This window comes from Natronomonas gomsonensis (assembly GCF_024300825.1).
GTDB classification, from domain to species: domain Archaea; phylum Halobacteriota; class Halobacteria; order Halobacteriales; family Haloarculaceae; genus Natronomonas; species Natronomonas gomsonensis.
Map to the genome: position 1 here is coordinate 1017226 of NZ_CP101323.1, position 14111 is coordinate 1031336.

A 14111-nucleotide genomic window follows, 5' to 3' on the forward strand; every position below is an offset into this window, starting at 1 on the left:
CGCCGGTAATGACGGAGGTAATCGCTACGACACCGGGACTGTTCCCGCTGCCCGACTGGGCGAAGGACGACCTCTCGGATTTGAAAGGTCACCAGAAGGACGACCTCATTTCCGGCGACGAGGGCGACGACGTCGTCGCGGCCTACGAGCGCGCACGGACGGAAGTCATCGAGCGCCAACTCGAGGCCGGACTCGACGGCGTCGTCGAGGGGCAACTCCGGTGGGACGACATGCTCGCTCACCCACTGTGCGTCCACGACAGCGTCGACACCCGCGGTATCGTCCGCTACTACGACAACAACAACTTCTATCGAGAGCCGGTCGTCACCGGCGACCTCGACTTCGACGGCGACGTGGCCGAGGAGTTGGCCGGCCAGTCGGACGTGACGCAAGCCGTCCTGCCCGGCCCCTACTCGCTTGCTGACCTCGCGACCGACGAACACTACGGCGACGACGCCGCGTTCCTCGATGCCATCGCCGAGTTCCTCGCCGGCGAAGCCGCCGAATTCGACACCGAGACGCTGTTCCTCTTGGAACCGTCGCTCGTCGAGAACGCTCCCGACGATGGCGAAGACGAACGCGCAAGCGAGGCCATCGACCGCGTGGCGACGGCAGTCGACGCCGATGTCGTCGTCCACACGTACTGGGGTGCGATTCCGGAGAAACCCTACGCGCATCTGATGGACGCCCAAATCGACGCAATCGGCTTCGACTTCGTCGCCGACCACGAGCAGAACGTCTACAACATCCAAGAGTACGGCACGAAAGACAGCATCGCCCTCGGCGTCGTCGACGGCCAGAACACCCTCGTCGAGACGGCTGACGAAATCGCCGAGCGCATCGAGTGGGTCGACGACAGCGTCCCCGCTCAGACGTTCGACACCGTCTACGCGACGAGCAACACCGAACTGTTCTACCTCCCACAGAACAAGTTCGAGGCTAAACTGGATGCGCTGGCCGACGGCGCCGCGGAGGTGACACTATGAGCCCCACGAACCAGACCAACACCCGCGAGCAGTTCCGTCCCGAGGACCACCCGACCGAACACTTCCTGCTGACGACCGTCGTCGGCTCGTATCCCAAGCCCAAGTGGCTCAACCGCGCGAAGGAACTCCACGAGGACGACGACCGCGATTTCGACGAGGAGAACCTCCAGGAGGCCCTCGACGACGCCGCCCGCCTCATCACCCACGAACACGAGCGTTCGGGTCTCGACGTGGTGTGTGACGGCGAGATGCGGCGCAACGAGATGGTCGAGTACTTCGCCGACCGCATCGACGGCTACGAGTTCAACGGCCCCGTGAAAGTGTGGGGCCACAACTACTTCGATAAGCCCTCGGTCGCCGACGAGGTGGCCTACGACGAACCGTGGCTCGTCGACGAGTTCGAGTTCACCGCCGGCGCGACGACCCGACCCGTGAAGGTTCCCATCACCGGCCCCTACACGCTGGCGTCGTGGTCGTTCAACGAACACTACGATAGCGAGGCGGAGTTGGCCTACGAACTCGCCGGCCTCGTCAACGAGGAAATCGAACGGCTCGTCGACGCGGGCTGTCGGTACATCCAAATCGACGAACCCGCCCTCGCGACGACGCCCGACGACCACGCCATCGTCGGCGAGTGTCTCGAACACATCGCCGAGGGGATTCCGGAAGACGTCCGACTCGGCCTCCACGTCTGCTACGGCGACTACTCGCGCATCTATCCCGAAATCCTCGACATGCCGGTCCACGAGTACGACCTCGAACTCGCAAACGGCGACTACGAGCAGTTGGACGTGTTCACCGCAGACGAGTTCACCAAGGACCTCGCGTTGGGCGTCGTCGACGTCCACACGACGGATGTCGAATCCGTCACGGAAATCAAGGAGAACATCAAGAAGGGCCTCGAAATCGTTCCGCCGGAGCGTCTGACCGTCTCGCCGGACTGTGGCGTCAAACTACTGCCCCGTGAAGTGGCCTACCAGAAGATGGAGAACATGGTGCAGGCCGCCCGCGAGGTCGAGGCCGAACTCGACGCGGGCGAAGTCGACGCGGCCTACGTCGGCGACTAAAGCACGGTCGTCCACAACAGCCCGACCACGAACAACGCGACGGCCGCTATCGTGCCCCAGTCGCTCCACCGTGTCTCTTTGCCCGTGCCGTCGTCAGACTGGGTCAGCACGTAGGCGTAGCCGCCGATTGCGACCACTGCGACGATGACCCCGTAGACGATGTTCAATGCTCCTGCCATATGTTACCATACTTCTCGGCCGCATAAAAACGTTGGCGGCACAACCGTCTTTACCGGTCCAGTCGATACAGTGACCCATGCGAATCGAGTTGCGGGTGTGCAAGCACTGCCACGAGGGAGACCATGGGAACCAACAGAAGACGGCGGTGACGAGGGACATGGTGGACTGCGCCGAGCGCGTCCGCGAGTACAAGGACCTCATCGGTCTCGACTCCGTCTACATCACCAAAGTCGAAGAGGGCGACCCCGGGGGCGCCGAGGCGCTTCCGGCCATCGTCGCCAGCATCGAAAACGACCAAGTGACCCTCTCGGACACCCAGTTGGTCATGGAGGACGAAGACGGCAACATGCTGGTGTATCCGGAGCCGAAGGACATCCTCGAAGTGCTCACGCGTAACATCGACCAGATTCAAGAGCAGACTCGACAGGACGTCACCGTCGAGTTATCCGAGGAAGGAGCAAAACTGCTAACGGCCTGAATACGAAATCGGAAGCCTCAGTCGTCGGTCTGTGGCTCCCCGCCGTCAGCGACCGTCTCGCCCTCGCGTTGTCGCTGTTGCATCTCTTTCTCCCAGCGGACTCGCATGACGTTGCCGTACATCGAGAGGACGATACCGACGAACAGCACGAACATCCCGATGTTGATGCCGATGGTGAGAAGCAGGTTGGTCACGTCGCCGCTGACGACCAGTTCCCTCGGGACGGGATACCCCTCCCGAACGATGCTTCCCATCAGCACCGACACGATGCCGACGACGACGAGCGAGCCGAAAATCGTCGACACGGAGTGCCAACTCGGCGCGAGTTCCAGCGCCTCGATGCCGGTTCCCTCGTGGTCGTCGTCTTCGTCGTGGGACTCCGGAATCATGCTCCGTGGGATGAACGCCTTCGTCTCCACCGGGTAGAACGCGGGGTGCATCCCGTGTTCGAAGATGTGGAACATCACTCCCATGACCATGATGACGCCCAACAGGCCGTGGAAGATGACGAACGCCATCGCCGCGGTCCGCGTCGCGAAGTACTGCATCAGTCCGGTTTTCGACCAGATGAGCAGCCCCGAGATGGTGAGCAACAGCAGTTCGATGGCGAAGATGAAGACGACCCCCTTGCCGACGTAGGACAGAAGCGGCACCTCGTCGGCCTCGTAGCCGGCGAACTGCCGGGCGTGCGGGTGGCGTTCGTCCGTCCGCCCGAGCATGAACTGGACGTCCTGCAGGAACGCGTCGACGTCCGCTTTCCGCGGGAGGATTTCACGGAAGTTGCTTCGGCCGGTCGGACTGATGACCATCAGCACCATCCAGAAGACGATGAGCGCAATGAGTCCGAGTCCCGCGGCGCGGTGGAGTGCGGTGACCCCGGTCGCACCGCCCATCAGCGTCACCATCCACCACAACTCCGAGTTGAACATGATGGCATAGCCGGTGAAGAACAACAGGAACACGTCGAGCGCCAAAAGCGAGTGGAACAGCGTCGTCACCCGCGTGAACTTCCCGTGGTCGAGGTTGGTCATTCCGTCTCACCTCCCGAACCGGAGCCGTCGGCCATCACGGCATCACCCGACTCGCTCTCATTGGGGTGACGCATTCGGGCAGCGATTCGACGGAAACTCGCCCAGTGGAGGAACACCATAAACAGGATGAACACCCCCATGATGACGTCTGCGGCGTGAACCAGCGCGATGAGGAAATCCAGCGAGGGGATGGTGTTGCCCGCGACCCAGTCGCTACCGACGCCGCCGCCCTCGACGGTTGGGCTGACCCGGAACAGCGTCTCGTAGAACGGCCCGAAGCCGCTGGCCCACCACACCGACAGGAGCGCGACGGCGACCCCGACGACTGCCGAAACGAGGACGGAAATCGGAGAGTAACCGTCGACGTCCGGCGTCTCGTAACTCATCGGAACTCACCGGCGTCCTCGCCGAAGACGATGTCCATCGCCACGTCGTTGAAGAACGTACCCTCGTCGCGTTTATCGAGTTCGTCCGCGATTTGGGAGGGTTGCCCGACGAGGATGGCGTCGGTCGAACACTCCTCGGCACAGGCCGGCCCCTTTCCGATGTCCTGGCGTTCCTCGCACATCGTACACTTGTCCATCTTGCCACCGGTGCCGAACACCTGTGCGGCGCCGTCGTCGGATTCGGGGAACTGCGGCGCGCCGAACGGACACGCCGACAGACAGTACTGACAGCCGACACAGAGGTCTTCTCGCACGTCGACGAACTCCTCGTCGGTCTTGATGAGGGAATCGGTCGGACACACCGAAACGCAGGGTGCGTTCTCGCAGTGGTAACACTGCATCGGGATGGCCGTCTCGCCGGGGGATTCCCCCTGTGCGAGCGCGGCCGCACCGGACATCTCGGACCCCTCTTGGCCCTCCAGCATCGTCGAGATGCTGATTCGCTGTTCGTCTCGTGGGACGTCCCACGTGCGTTTGCAGGCGACGACACAGCCGCCACAGTCGATGCAGGCGCCGACGTCCGGGAAGATTCGCGTCCCCTCCCCGACGCTCATCACGCCATCGCCCATTACCTCTTTGTTCGATTGGGACATGGATTATCACCTCATTGAACTGTTTCGCTGTCACGGACATCGAAGTTCTTCTGTGAACCGATGTCGTTGCGGTCCTGCGGGAACTCGAGGTCCGCGTCCATCCCGAGCTCCTCGAGTAGCTCCTGTGTCGCCGGTCGGACGGCGACCATCGACACCTTCGTCTCCTGCATCTGCGTCTCGACGTCGTAGCCGCGCGACGTAATCGCGTTCGCGGAGTCGCCGATGGCGTAGGGGACGGTCCCCTCCGGGTATTTGTCTTCCTGACTGTTCCCCTTGAACACGCCACCCCAGTGGAACGGCAGGAACACCTCGCCGTCGTTCGGCCGGTCGGTCACGCGTGCCTTCACCAACACCGACCCCCGGTCCGTCGAGGAGACGACGACGAGGTCGCCGCCGTCGACGCCGATTTCCTCGGCCTTCGCGGGCGTAATCTCGGCGTACATGTGGGGTTGGAGGTCGGCCGTGTGAATGTTCGACCGCGTCTCCGAGCCACCACCCTGGTGTTCGACCTGTCGGCCGGTCGTCATGATGGTATCCAGTTCCGGCCCGTCGCTTTCGCCGTGGATGATGTCCATCGCTTCCTGCTGTTCGACGGCGTTGTTCTGGTCGAGTCGGTAGAAGTTCTGCTGTTGGCCGTTGGCCGGCCACTCCTCGACGAGGTCCGGCCGCGGACTCTCAATGGGTTCGCGGTGAACCGGAACCTTGTCGAGGAAGCTCCAGACCACCGCCCGCGCCCGCCCGCGACCGGTCGGGGCGTCGGGCTGGCTGTAGTCGTACTGCTCGTAGAACGACGGGTCGACGTCTTTTGTGCGTTCGAGATACTCGTCGAACGTCACGCTCCCAGTATCCGGGGAGTCAATCGCCTGTGCGGCGGTGTACACCGACTCTTGGCTGTCGAGTGCGTACTGCTGTGGAATCGTCAGTTCGTCGGATTGGGTCGACTGCGTCGGGTCGATGAGACTCTTCGGCGGCGTCGTTTTCCAGCCCGGATACTCGGGGACGCCGTGAATCTGGCCGTCGGCGGCCAACTCCCTGTCGCTGGCCCAGCCGGGGACGTAGGGGTCCCGAATCAGACTCAGCGCGTCCGCTTGGCTGTCGTACCTGTCGCCGACGGCGTCGACGGTCTCCTGAAGTGGGTAGTCGGCGTCGGTCGGCATCGCGTCCCACTCCTCCGGCGTCGGCGCTTGGACGCCCCACCGCGTCCGGAAGTCCTGTCCCCCGTCGTTGGGGTTCATATCGTCGTTCCAGATGATGGGCGTCCCTGGATGGCCTTCGCCCCAGCAGGGCCACGGCAGCATCCAGTACTCGCCCTCGACGGGCGTTCCCTCGGCGCCTTTGAGGTCCTCACTGGAGAAGGCGTAGTCGTACTCCAAGTGCTGTTGGAGCCGTTCGGGCGTCTGCCGGTAGCCGATGGTGTTCGTCCCGAGGTTGAACTCCCGAATGACGTTCTCGTATGTCGATTTCCCGTTGTAGATTTCGGGACCTGACCCCCAATCGAAGTGTTCGCCGAAGCCGAGCGCGTCGGCGAGCTCCTGCATGATTCGCAGGTCGGGTCGGGAGTTGTGTGCGGGCTTTGCGACCGGTTCCGACCACTGCACCGACCGGTTCGTGTTCGTCAGCGAGCGGTAGTGCTCGTACTGACTCGACGCCGGCAACAACAGAACCGGCGGGCCGTCCTCGTAGTCCGGAAGGACGCTCGCGACCGACGGGAACACGTCGATGACGACGAGCAAATCGAGGTTCTCCATGCCCTCTTTCATCTGCTCCATCTCGCTGATGGAGTTCGCCGAGTGGCCCCAGAACACCGCGATTTTCACCTGGTCGGGTTGGTAAATCGGCGTCTCCTGATAGCGGTCTTCCTGGTCGAGGGCCCCCTCGAACCAGCGGGCTACCGTGAGCCCGTTTTGGAACATCATCGAGTTCTCGGCGGGTTCCTCGGGACTGTGTCCGGGGTCGTCCCGATTCGCCGGGAGGTCCGCCTCGTCGTTGCCCTCGTACACCGGGTGTTGACGGACGTACTTATCGGGAGGCATCAACTCGAAGCGGTCGTACATGTCCCCAAAGGACGTCGAACCGCTGGTGTAGGGGTTTTTGTCCCAGATTTCGGCCCACCACGACCAGCCGCCGGGCGTGAGGCCGTAATAGCCCGGCAGGATGTGACTCGCCACCGCGAGGTCGGTCGCACCTTGGACGTTGGCGTGGCCACGCATGACCTGCAGGCCGCCGCCGCTTCGGGCGGAACTCCCGGAGGCGAGGCTCAGCGCGGCGTACGAACGGATGTTCTGGGTGCCGTTGTTGTGCTGGGTGCCGCCCATCGCCCACTCGATTTGGACCTGTGGGCGGTTCTCGTGGACGAGTTCGGCGATTAGCTCTATGTCCTCCTCGGCGACCCACGTGATGTCCGACACCGTCTCCTTGTCGTACTGGTCGAGTTCCGCGTCGACGTCCTCCCAGCCCTGGACGCGGTCCGTGAGCATGTTCTGGCCCGTGTCGTCGGCGGTCGGGTCCATCGCCAGCCCGTACTCGTCGCGGAGTTCCTTGATGACGCCCATCATCAACGCCACGTCGGTGCCGGGCCGGAACCGGACGAACTCGTCGGCGTGGGCCGCGGTCTTGGTGAACCGGGGGTCTAAAACGAGTATCGTCCCGCCACGTTTCTGGCCCTCCAAGATGTGCTGCATCGCGATGGGGTGGGCTTCGGCTGGGTTCTGCCCGACGATGATGTTCAAATCGAAGTTCCGGTAGTCCGGAACCGTGTTCGTCATCGCACCGTAGCCCCAGGTGTTCGCCAGTCCTGCAACCGTCGTCGAGTGACAGATGCGCGCCTGATGGTCGATGTTGTTCGTCCCCATGAACGCCGCGAGCTTTCGGATGGCGTAGGACTCCTCGTTGGAATGGTGGGCACTCCCGAGTAACATTACGCTCTCGCGGCTGTGCTCTTCGTCGACGTCGACCGCATCGCTCGGCGATACGTCCGAGTCGGGCCACAGCGCCCGGATGTCGGTGGCGAGGCGGTCGTAGGCGGTGTCCCACGAGAGCTTCTGCCACTCGCCGTCCTCCCGAATCATCGGGTGTTTGAGGCGCTTTTCGGAGTGTTCGGTCTCGTAGATGCCCGCCCCTTTCGAGCAGAGCGAGCCGTTGTTTATCGGGTGATCTTCCCACGGCTCCATGCCGACGAAGGAGTCGCCCTTCCGCTCGCCGTGGAAGCCACAGCCAACCGAACAGTAGTTACAGATGGTCTTTGTCAACTCTCCTTCCGTGTCCTGTCCGTCGACCTCGTCGTCGTTTTGGGCGAGTACCTGCCCGGCCGTACCGCCACCGAGTGCCGCCACGCCCGCCAGCGCGCTCGCCTTCATGAACGACCGCCGGTCGAGGTCGAGGGAGACTGGTTCCGTGCTCATTCCATTAGTTGGCTCTCTGCCTCGTCTTTGCTTGCGATTCCCTAGCACGTTAGGAATCATCCTATATTAAAATACGGGGCTAGCCGTGGACATATTTTTAAACCAGTGGTCAAAAGCCGTGAGTATTCAACCATTTATCGTTTCTTTTCTGAAAGAAACCGTCGCAAGGCATATATCCGTGGTAGCATTGAACACACTCGATGAATGTAGGGGCGTTCGTCTGCGGCTGTGGTGGAACGTGTAGTGTCGACCTCGAGGGCGTCCGCGAGGGCGTCCGCGACGTCGACGTCGTCGCGTCCTCGGAGTTGCTCTGTGAGGGCGGCCTCGACGGCGTCGAGCACGTCATCGACGAGTACGACCTCGACCAACTCATCGTGACGGCCCCCGACGACCGGTGTCAAGAGACGTTCCGGAAGGTACTCGACCGGAAGGGGCTGCACCCGAAGGCCGCGGCGTTCGTCGACCACAGGGAACGCAACGCGTGGGTCCACGACGACGCGGCTGCCACCGACAAGACCGCACGCCTGCTCAACGCGACCCACGCCGGTCTACAGGAAGAGGCCGTCTCCCGGACGGTGTCCCGAGAAGCCAGCGACGAGGTCGCCGTCGTCGGCGACGCCGAAGCGGCGGCGGCCCTCGCCGACTCCGCGGACGTGACCCTCGTCGCCGACGGCAAGGAGTTCGAAAACGCGGACATCGACCTCGAAGCCGTCGATATCGCTCGCGGGGAGGTCGTCGGCGTCGATGGGTCGTTCGGCGAGTTCGAACTCACGCTCGAGTCGCGAGTCACCGACGCCTGTATCGACTGCATGGAGTGTGTTCGGGAGGGACCCGACAGCGTCACGGCCAGACCCGTACAGATTCCCGCCGACGCCCCCGACGGCGGGTGGACCGACCTGTGTCCCACCGACGCCATCGAGATGGAGGGAACGACCCGGCGAATCGTCGTCGACCAGGTAGTCTACCCCGACGCCGACTCCGACACCCGCGGCGGCCGCGTCGGCTACTACACCGGACCCGTCGACGCCGCCACGATAGCGGCCGTCGAAACCCATCTCGGCGGCATCGAGAAGCCAGCCTTCCTCAACCTCGAGATGGACGTGTGTGCCGCGGGGGAGTCCTCCCAACAGGGTTGTACCGCCTGTACAGACGCCTGCCCGCACGACGCGGTCCAGCGACCCACCATCGACTCCGTCGAGTTCGACGAGGTAGCCTGTCAGAACTGCGGGGCCTGCACCTCGGCGTGTCCCACGGGTGCGACGAAGCTTCGTGACCCATCCAACCGACGCATCGCCCGCGAAGTCGAGGCGCTTCTCACCGCCGAGAACGACGACGGTGGCTGGCTGTTTGCCCGCGGGACCGACGGCATCGAACGACCAGTCGTCGCCTTCGTCTGCTCGGAGCGGGCCGCCGACCGCCTGCGGGAGTACGGCCGTCAGGCCGCACTCGATGAAGGCGTTTCCTACCCGCCGGTGTTGCCCGCGGAGGTCAACTGCACCGACACGGTCGGCGAGGCCCACGCCCTCCACGCACTGGCCGCCGGCGCCGACGGCGTCGCGGTCGTCGGCTGTGGGGATTCCTGTCTCCACTCCGGCCCCGACCCGAAGGCCGAACTCGTCGAGCGACTGAACCGCGCCTGCTCGGATCTCGGATTGGGCGAGCGCGTAACGTTCCTCGCACCGGGTGCCAATCCCGAGACGTTCTGTGCGGAACTGGAGTCGTTCGTCGACGGCCTCGACGAGTCGCCGGTTCCCACCGGCGAACACGAGGCGACGGGCACCATCGACGGCGACATCGACCGTCCGTCCTTCGCCTCCCACGCGTGGACCCTCGAATCCGTTCGCGTGCTCCTCGAACACGTCGACCCCGACCGAGAAATCGTTCGTGGGCTGAAGGACTTCGGTCGGATGGAGGTGTCGGACGCCTGCAACCTGACGCCGACGTGTACGAACCTCTGTCCGACCGACGCCATTCAGCGGACCGACGGCGGTGACCTGCTTTTCAACCACGAGCGCTGTGTCAACTGCGGCCTCTGTGAGGAGGGCTGTCCGGAGACGGCGATTACGATGCAGGAGGGCTTGGAACTGTCGCTGTTGCCGGAAAACCGCGAGGAACCGACCGATGGCGTCCCGGAGGAACTCGGGACCGCGTGGACCCGCGTCTACGACGGCGAGATGCAGGAGTGTGTCCGCTGTGGCAAACCGTTTGCCTCCGCCGGCACCATCGAGACGGTTCGTGGGGAAGTCGGCGACGCCGTCGAAGGTATCGCCCCAGACTCTCCACACTCGGTGTTCGAGTACTGTGGTGACTGCCGGACGCACCTGCTGTTCGAACGAGGTGAGAACTGATGGACGATAACCGAATCTACGAGGCCCGACTGGAAGTGATAGATTTCCTCATCGAGGTGTTCTACGACGCCCCGAGCGAGGAGTTCCTCGGACGGCTGTTCTCCGGCGACGTAGCCGTTCCCGACGACGAAATCAACGAGCGAATGGACCGCGGCTTCGAGCGACTCGAGGCGTTCATCGAGGCCAACCGGTCCCGTCCGGTCGAGGCGGTAGCGGACGAACTCCGAACGGAGTACACCCGGCTGTTCGTGGGGCCGCGACCGCCGGCGTTGCCCCACGAGACGTACTTCCGTGAGGACACCGAACTCATCGGTGAGGGTCTCACGACGGTCGAAGCCGCCTACTCGGCGGCCGGGTGGACACCACCGGAGAACTACCCAGAGGAAAACGACCACGTCGCCGTCGAACTCGCGTTCCTCCGGAACCTCGTCGACCGCCAGCGACGCGGCGAGGAGGCCGCCTTCGATTACGAGCGCGTGCTCATCGATGAGCACCTCCAGACGTGGCACGAACCGTTCCTCGAAACTATCGAATCGGAGCTGGATGAGGGCGACGCAGAGACGAACCTCTTTCTCGCTGGCGCGGAGGTACTCGTCGGGTTCGTCGAGTTCGAGGACGAACTCGTCGCCCAGCAGGTTCCTACGTAGCCCCGTAGACGACGACGAACCCCGACAGTAACGCGAGCACCGCGAGGGCGGCCGCGAGAGGTGCACCAGCCGCAATCGTCCGTTCCATCAGGAAATAGCTACTCCAGACGCCGCGCCACTCGGCGAACAGCGAGACGACGCCGACGCCGGCGACCACCGCAAGCAGGGCGCCGACCGCGGCCGTCAGCGCCGCGGTACTCATCTCACCCATCGTACCACCGCCCAACGACGAGGATGCCGAACAGCGGAACGAGCGCCGTGAGCAGATAGCTCACCAGCGTCGACATGTATCTGATGGTCGATTCGAGGTGGATAGACCAGTGCCACGTTCCCTTCAGCCCGGCGATGATGGCGACGGTACCGACGACCAGAAGCGACAGTCCGATGAGCGCCGCGACTACGTAGACGGCCGCGCGAACGTAGCTCAAAACACGGTCGGCGCCGAAGTCGGTCGGCGCGTCGGAGTCCGTTTCGACGGCCATCTTCAACACCAGTGTTCCCTGTAGGCGTCGTAGACGACGACGGCGACGGCGACGAACCCGAGACCGAGAACGACGAACGAGGTCAACGACGCCTGTGGTGTCGTCCCAAGATGTGCGATACCATGGACCATGGTCATAGTTGTGAATCGCCAGTCTAAACCCTTGTGGACCCCAATCGATTCTGTCACGAATGAAAATCGAACAGTTCACCGAGCCGCGAAAAACGCTTTTGACTGTTCAGACGTACTCCAGCGCATGCCATCGCGACGCGGCCTCCTCGGACGGCTGGTGGCGCTCGGTGCCGCGACGATTCCGGGGTGTTCGGCGGTGCTTTCGCGGCGCCGTAACTCGCCGGTGTCGCTCCCGCCGAACCCCCACGAGGTGCCCGACCGCCAGCACGCGTGGGACGCCGTGTTGCACACCGACGAACATGACAACCGCCAGCCACCGCGTCACCACCGGGTGCTCCTGTTGGAGTTGGATGCCGAGCCGTCAGTCGAGGCAGCCGACACCGTCGAGACGGCGATGCGAGAGGTGGAAGCCACCTACGAGTGGTCGCCGGAAGGACTCCTCCACGCGCTGGCGTGGGGGACCGACTACTTCGAGCGAATCGGCGAGTTGAGCGCCTCGCCTATTCGCAAGCCGGAGGTGCTGTCCCGAACCGACGACCCCGACCTCCTCTCCTACGACGCGGCCCTCGTCCTCGCCGCCGACGTGCCCTCACATCTGGTCCGCACGGAGACGGCGCTGTTCTCGGAGTCCGACTCCCTCGAAGGACGTGACCTCGACGCCCGACTCGGCGAGGTGTTCTCGATTGCCGGCCGTCGAACCGGGTTCCACGGGGCGGGCCTTCCAGCAGAACACACCGACGCCGAAGGCGTCCCGAACGACATTCCCCAGGACGCACCCATGTTTACCGGCTTTATGTCGATGCGCCGGGGCACACAGCCGAGCGAGGACCGCGTTACCATCGACGACGGAGCCCTCGACGACAGCCGCTTCGACGGCGGCACGACGATGCATCTCTCGCATCTCTCGGAGTCACTCGACGACTGGTGGGCGATGGCCGACGAAGAGCGCGTCGCTCGGATGTTCTCACCCGACTTCTCCCCCTCGGACATCGACGCGCTGACCGACACCGTACCGTTTGCCGACAGCGCCTTCGACCACGCCGCGGAGTTCGGCGTCGTCGGCCACCACGAGAAGGTGGCTCGGGCGCGCGAGGATGGCAAACCGGTCATCCTGCGTCGGGACTTCAACACCACAGACGGCGGCCGAGCGGGCGTCCACTTCCTGTCGTTTCAGGCGTCCCTCGACGACTTCGTCGCCACGCGGAAGGCGATGAACGGGTGGTTCCTGCGCAACGAGCACGAACAAGTGACCGACAGGAAGAACAACGGCCTGCTGAACTTCATCGAGGTGGAGTCGCGGGCGAACTTCTACGTGCCGCCGCGTTCCGACCGAGCGTTTCCGGCGTTCTCGCCGTAGCTCTTACTCTTCGAGGGAAACGTCGCCGTCGACTTCGCCGGTTGGGAGTTCGTTCGGCCAGACCCCGTGGTCCCACACCTCGAAGCCGTCGAACGTCTCGGTTGCGCCTTTGGGACGCCATTCGCCGTCCTTGTGTGCCATATAGTGACATACTCCCGAGACGGTATTAAGTTTTGTGCGGTGTCCTGTCAAGGGCTACCCGGTCGGCGGTGCGTTGGACGGTCGGTCGGCCTCGTCGAGGAACACCCGCGCGAACAGGTCGACGTACATCGCGAGTACGTCCGAGGCCTCGATGTCGGCCGAGGCGGCCTGCGTTTCGAGGAACGCCGCCAACTCGTCGGTCGGTTCGTGGTGGACGGTTCTACCCTCGAGTTCGAACGTCACCTCGTGGGCTCCGGAGACGAGGTGTTCGACCTCTAACAGCGCCTGTTCGACCTTGGTCTCGAGTGCGTCGTCGATGTCCTCCAGACGCGCCTCACCCCACTGCTCGGCGGCGTCGTACAGCCGGTCGCTGACCTCGAAGGATATCAAAACGACGCTCCCTCCTCGGCTTCGAAGGCGGTCGTCCAGACGGTTTCCTCCTCACACACCGGACACTGCTGGCGGAGTTCCGACCGCTCCATCCGGGCGAAGTTGCCCATCTGTCCGCAGTCGGTGCACTCGAAGTACGTCATTCGGGTGGCCAACTCTCCGGCGACGGCTCTTCTTCGCCCAGTTCGCCGAACAGGGCGACGAGCAACGCGAGGAAGGCCGCGAGGACGACCAACCCGACGACCCCACTGGGGGCAGACCGGCCGATGTAGTCCATCGACGCCCACTGTATCGACCCGAACACCTCGAACCAGACGACGACCGACCAAATCGCGACTGCGAGCGCCGCGAACGTTATCCACCGCGTCCGTTGAAGCGCAGTTCTGAGACCCATGGTAACTTACCACACGACTGTTGTGGGGCCGAGGATGAA

Annotated in this window: 18 protein-coding genes; 6 read left to right on the forward strand and 12 right to left on the reverse strand. The window is 63.8% G+C overall.

Annotation, left to right across the window (positions count from 1 at the left end; all coding sequences use genetic code 11):
- Positions 1–8: 8 nt before the first annotated feature.
- A complete protein-coding gene (locus NMP98_RS05700; RefSeq protein WP_254860575.1) occupies positions 9–986 on the forward strand; it encodes a methionine synthase in 978 nt (325 codons plus the stop codon).
- Complete coding sequence (locus NMP98_RS05705; RefSeq protein ID WP_254860576.1) at positions 983–2053, forward strand: methionine synthase; 1071 nt, start codon at positions 983–985, stop codon at positions 2051–2053. Before NMP98_RS05700 ends, NMP98_RS05705 begins: the two co-directional genes overlap by 4 nt.
- On the opposite strand, the gene NMP98_RS05710 is transcribed toward NMP98_RS05705, so the two are convergent.
- Positions 2050–2232, reverse strand: coding sequence for a hypothetical protein (locus NMP98_RS05710; RefSeq protein WP_254860577.1), 183 nt, complete (start codon positions 2230–2232; stop codon positions 2050–2052). The two genes, NMP98_RS05705 and NMP98_RS05710, sit on opposite strands and share 4 nt — an antisense overlap.
- 77 nt (positions 2233–2309) lie before the next feature.
- On the opposite strand from NMP98_RS05710, the gene NMP98_RS05715 reads away from it, so the two are divergent.
- Positions 2310–2711 carry a hypothetical protein gene (locus NMP98_RS05715; protein ID WP_156709414.1) on the forward strand — a complete coding sequence of 134 codons (402 nt, stop codon included), beginning with the start codon at positions 2310–2312 and terminating at the stop codon, positions 2709–2711.
- Positions 2712–2728: 17 nt separating this feature from the next.
- Here NMP98_RS05715 and NMP98_RS05720 read toward each other — a convergent pair whose 3' ends face one another.
- From NMP98_RS05720 to NMP98_RS05735, 4 genes are read right to left on the reverse strand one after another with little or no spacing between them, the layout of a single operon-like run.
- The gene (locus tag NMP98_RS05720; RefSeq protein WP_254860578.1) at positions 2729–3742 is read right to left on the reverse strand and encodes a cytochrome b/b6 domain-containing protein; all 1014 of its coding nucleotides are present in this window, start codon (positions 3740–3742) and stop codon (positions 2729–2731) included.
- Entirely contained in the window at positions 3739–4128 is a 390-nt protein-coding gene (locus NMP98_RS05725; RefSeq protein ID WP_254860579.1) for a hypothetical protein, read from the reverse strand. The genes NMP98_RS05720 and NMP98_RS05725 overlap by 4 nt, the downstream gene beginning before the upstream one ends.
- Positions 4125–4781: a 4Fe-4S dicluster domain-containing protein gene (locus NMP98_RS05730; RefSeq protein ID WP_254860580.1), complete on the reverse strand. Its 657-nt coding sequence runs from the start codon at positions 4779–4781 to the stop codon at positions 4125–4127. The genes NMP98_RS05725 and NMP98_RS05730 overlap by 4 nt, the downstream gene beginning before the upstream one ends.
- Positions 4782–4792: 11 nt before the next feature.
- On the reverse strand, positions 4793–8182 hold the full coding sequence (locus tag NMP98_RS05735; protein WP_254860581.1) for a molybdopterin-dependent oxidoreductase: 3390 nt from the start codon (positions 8180–8182) through the stop codon (positions 4793–4795).
- A gap of 200 nt (positions 8183–8382) precedes the next feature.
- Here NMP98_RS05735 and NMP98_RS05740 point away from each other — a divergent pair, with 200 nt between their 5' ends.
- Positions 8383–10530 (forward strand): 4Fe-4S dicluster domain-containing protein, encoded by a 2148-nt coding sequence (locus NMP98_RS05740; protein WP_254860582.1) that lies wholly within the window; start codon positions 8383–8385, stop codon positions 10528–10530.
- On the forward strand, positions 10530–11177 hold the full coding sequence (locus NMP98_RS05745) for a TorD/DmsD family molecular chaperone (RefSeq protein ID WP_254860583.1): 648 nt from the start codon (positions 10530–10532) through the stop codon (positions 11175–11177). The genes NMP98_RS05740 and NMP98_RS05745 overlap by 1 nt, the downstream gene beginning before the upstream one ends.
- Here the strand turns inward: NMP98_RS05745 and NMP98_RS05750 are convergent.
- From NMP98_RS05750 to NMP98_RS19430, 3 genes are read right to left on the reverse strand one after another with little or no spacing between them, the layout of a single operon-like run.
- On the reverse strand, positions 11170–11388 hold the full coding sequence (locus NMP98_RS05750) for a hypothetical protein (protein ID WP_254860584.1): 219 nt from the start codon (positions 11386–11388) through the stop codon (positions 11170–11172). The two genes, NMP98_RS05745 and NMP98_RS05750, sit on opposite strands and share 8 nt — an antisense overlap.
- On the reverse strand, positions 11381–11659 hold the full coding sequence (locus NMP98_RS05755; protein ID WP_254860585.1) for a hypothetical protein: 279 nt from the start codon (positions 11657–11659) through the stop codon (positions 11381–11383). The genes NMP98_RS05750 and NMP98_RS05755 overlap by 8 nt, the downstream gene beginning before the upstream one ends.
- Before the next feature lie 2 nt (positions 11660–11661).
- Positions 11662–11790, reverse strand: coding sequence for a hypothetical protein (locus tag NMP98_RS19430; RefSeq protein ID WP_268105253.1), 129 nt, complete (start codon positions 11788–11790; stop codon positions 11662–11664).
- Positions 11791–11914: 124 nt separating this feature from the next.
- Here NMP98_RS19430 and NMP98_RS05760 point away from each other — a divergent pair, with 124 nt between their 5' ends.
- On the forward strand, positions 11915–13147 hold the full coding sequence (locus NMP98_RS05760; protein WP_254860586.1) for a DUF7405 family protein: 1233 nt from the start codon (positions 11915–11917) through the stop codon (positions 13145–13147).
- A gap of 3 nt (positions 13148–13150) precedes the next feature.
- On the opposite strand, the gene NMP98_RS05765 is transcribed toward NMP98_RS05760, so the two are convergent.
- From NMP98_RS05765 to NMP98_RS05780, 4 genes are read right to left on the reverse strand one after another with little or no spacing between them, the layout of a single operon-like run.
- Positions 13151–13288 carry a hypothetical protein gene (locus tag NMP98_RS05765; RefSeq protein WP_178916950.1) on the reverse strand — a complete coding sequence of 46 codons (138 nt, stop codon included), beginning with the start codon at positions 13286–13288 and terminating at the stop codon, positions 13151–13153.
- A 54-nt stretch (positions 13289–13342) separates the two neighbouring features.
- Positions 13343–13678 (reverse strand): hypothetical protein, encoded by a 336-nt coding sequence (locus tag NMP98_RS05770; RefSeq protein WP_156709422.1) that lies wholly within the window; start codon positions 13676–13678, stop codon positions 13343–13345.
- Positions 13675–13821 carry a hypothetical protein gene (locus tag NMP98_RS05775; protein WP_178916949.1) on the reverse strand — a complete coding sequence of 49 codons (147 nt, stop codon included), beginning with the start codon at positions 13819–13821 and terminating at the stop codon, positions 13675–13677. Before NMP98_RS05775 ends, NMP98_RS05770 begins: the two co-directional genes overlap by 4 nt.
- Complete coding sequence (locus NMP98_RS05780) at positions 13818–14072, reverse strand: hypothetical protein (RefSeq protein WP_156709423.1); 255 nt, start codon at positions 14070–14072, stop codon at positions 13818–13820. Before NMP98_RS05780 ends, NMP98_RS05775 begins: the two co-directional genes overlap by 4 nt.
- Positions 14073–14111 lie beyond the last annotated feature (39 nt).

Excerpts from the sequence above, each read along its gene's own strand:
- NMP98_RS05740 (WP_254860582.1), top strand. The coding sequence starts at position 8,383 with ATGAATGTAGGGGCGTTCGTCTGCGGCTGTGGTGGAACGTGTAGTGTC.
- NMP98_RS05775 (WP_178916949.1), bottom strand. The coding sequence starts at position 13,821 with ATGACGTACTTCGAGTGCACCGACTGCGGACAGATGGGCAACTTCGCC.
- NMP98_RS05705 (WP_254860576.1), top strand. The coding sequence starts at position 983 with ATGAGCCCCACGAACCAGACCAACACCCGCGAGCAGTTCCGTCCCGAG.
- NMP98_RS05750 (WP_254860584.1), bottom strand. The coding sequence starts at position 11,388 with ATGGGTGAGATGAGTACCGCGGCGCTGACGGCCGCGGTCGGCGCCCTG.
- NMP98_RS19430 (WP_268105253.1), bottom strand. The coding sequence starts at position 11,790 with ATGGTCCATGGTATCGCACATCTTGGGACGACACCACAGGCGTCGTTG.
- NMP98_RS05700 (WP_254860575.1), top strand. The coding sequence starts at position 9 with ATGACGGAGGTAATCGCTACGACACCGGGACTGTTCCCGCTGCCCGAC.
- NMP98_RS05760 (WP_254860586.1), top strand. The coding sequence starts at position 11,915 with ATGCCATCGCGACGCGGCCTCCTCGGACGGCTGGTGGCGCTCGGTGCC.
- NMP98_RS05730 (WP_254860580.1), bottom strand. The coding sequence starts at position 4,781 with ATGTCCCAATCGAACAAAGAGGTAATGGGCGATGGCGTGATGAGCGTC.
- NMP98_RS05725 (WP_254860579.1), bottom strand. The coding sequence starts at position 4,128 with ATGAGTTACGAGACGCCGGACGTCGACGGTTACTCTCCGATTTCCGTC.
- NMP98_RS05755 (WP_254860585.1), bottom strand. The coding sequence starts at position 11,659 with ATGGCCGTCGAAACGGACTCCGACGCGCCGACCGACTTCGGCGCCGAC.
- NMP98_RS05715 (WP_156709414.1), top strand. The coding sequence starts at position 2,310 with ATGCGAATCGAGTTGCGGGTGTGCAAGCACTGCCACGAGGGAGACCAT.
- NMP98_RS05765 (WP_178916950.1), bottom strand. The coding sequence starts at position 13,288 with ATGGCACACAAGGACGGCGAATGGCGTCCCAAAGGCGCAACCGAGACG.
- NMP98_RS05745 (WP_254860583.1), top strand. The coding sequence starts at position 10,530 with ATGGACGATAACCGAATCTACGAGGCCCGACTGGAAGTGATAGATTTC.
- NMP98_RS05720 (WP_254860578.1), bottom strand. The coding sequence starts at position 3,742 with ATGACCAACCTCGACCACGGGAAGTTCACGCGGGTGACGACGCTGTTC.
- NMP98_RS05780 (WP_156709423.1), bottom strand. The coding sequence starts at position 14,072 with ATGGGTCTCAGAACTGCGCTTCAACGGACGCGGTGGATAACGTTCGCG.
- NMP98_RS05710 (WP_254860577.1), bottom strand. The coding sequence starts at position 2,232 with ATGGCAGGAGCATTGAACATCGTCTACGGGGTCATCGTCGCAGTGGTC.
- NMP98_RS05735 (WP_254860581.1), bottom strand. The coding sequence starts at position 8,182 with ATGAGCACGGAACCAGTCTCCCTCGACCTCGACCGGCGGTCGTTCATG.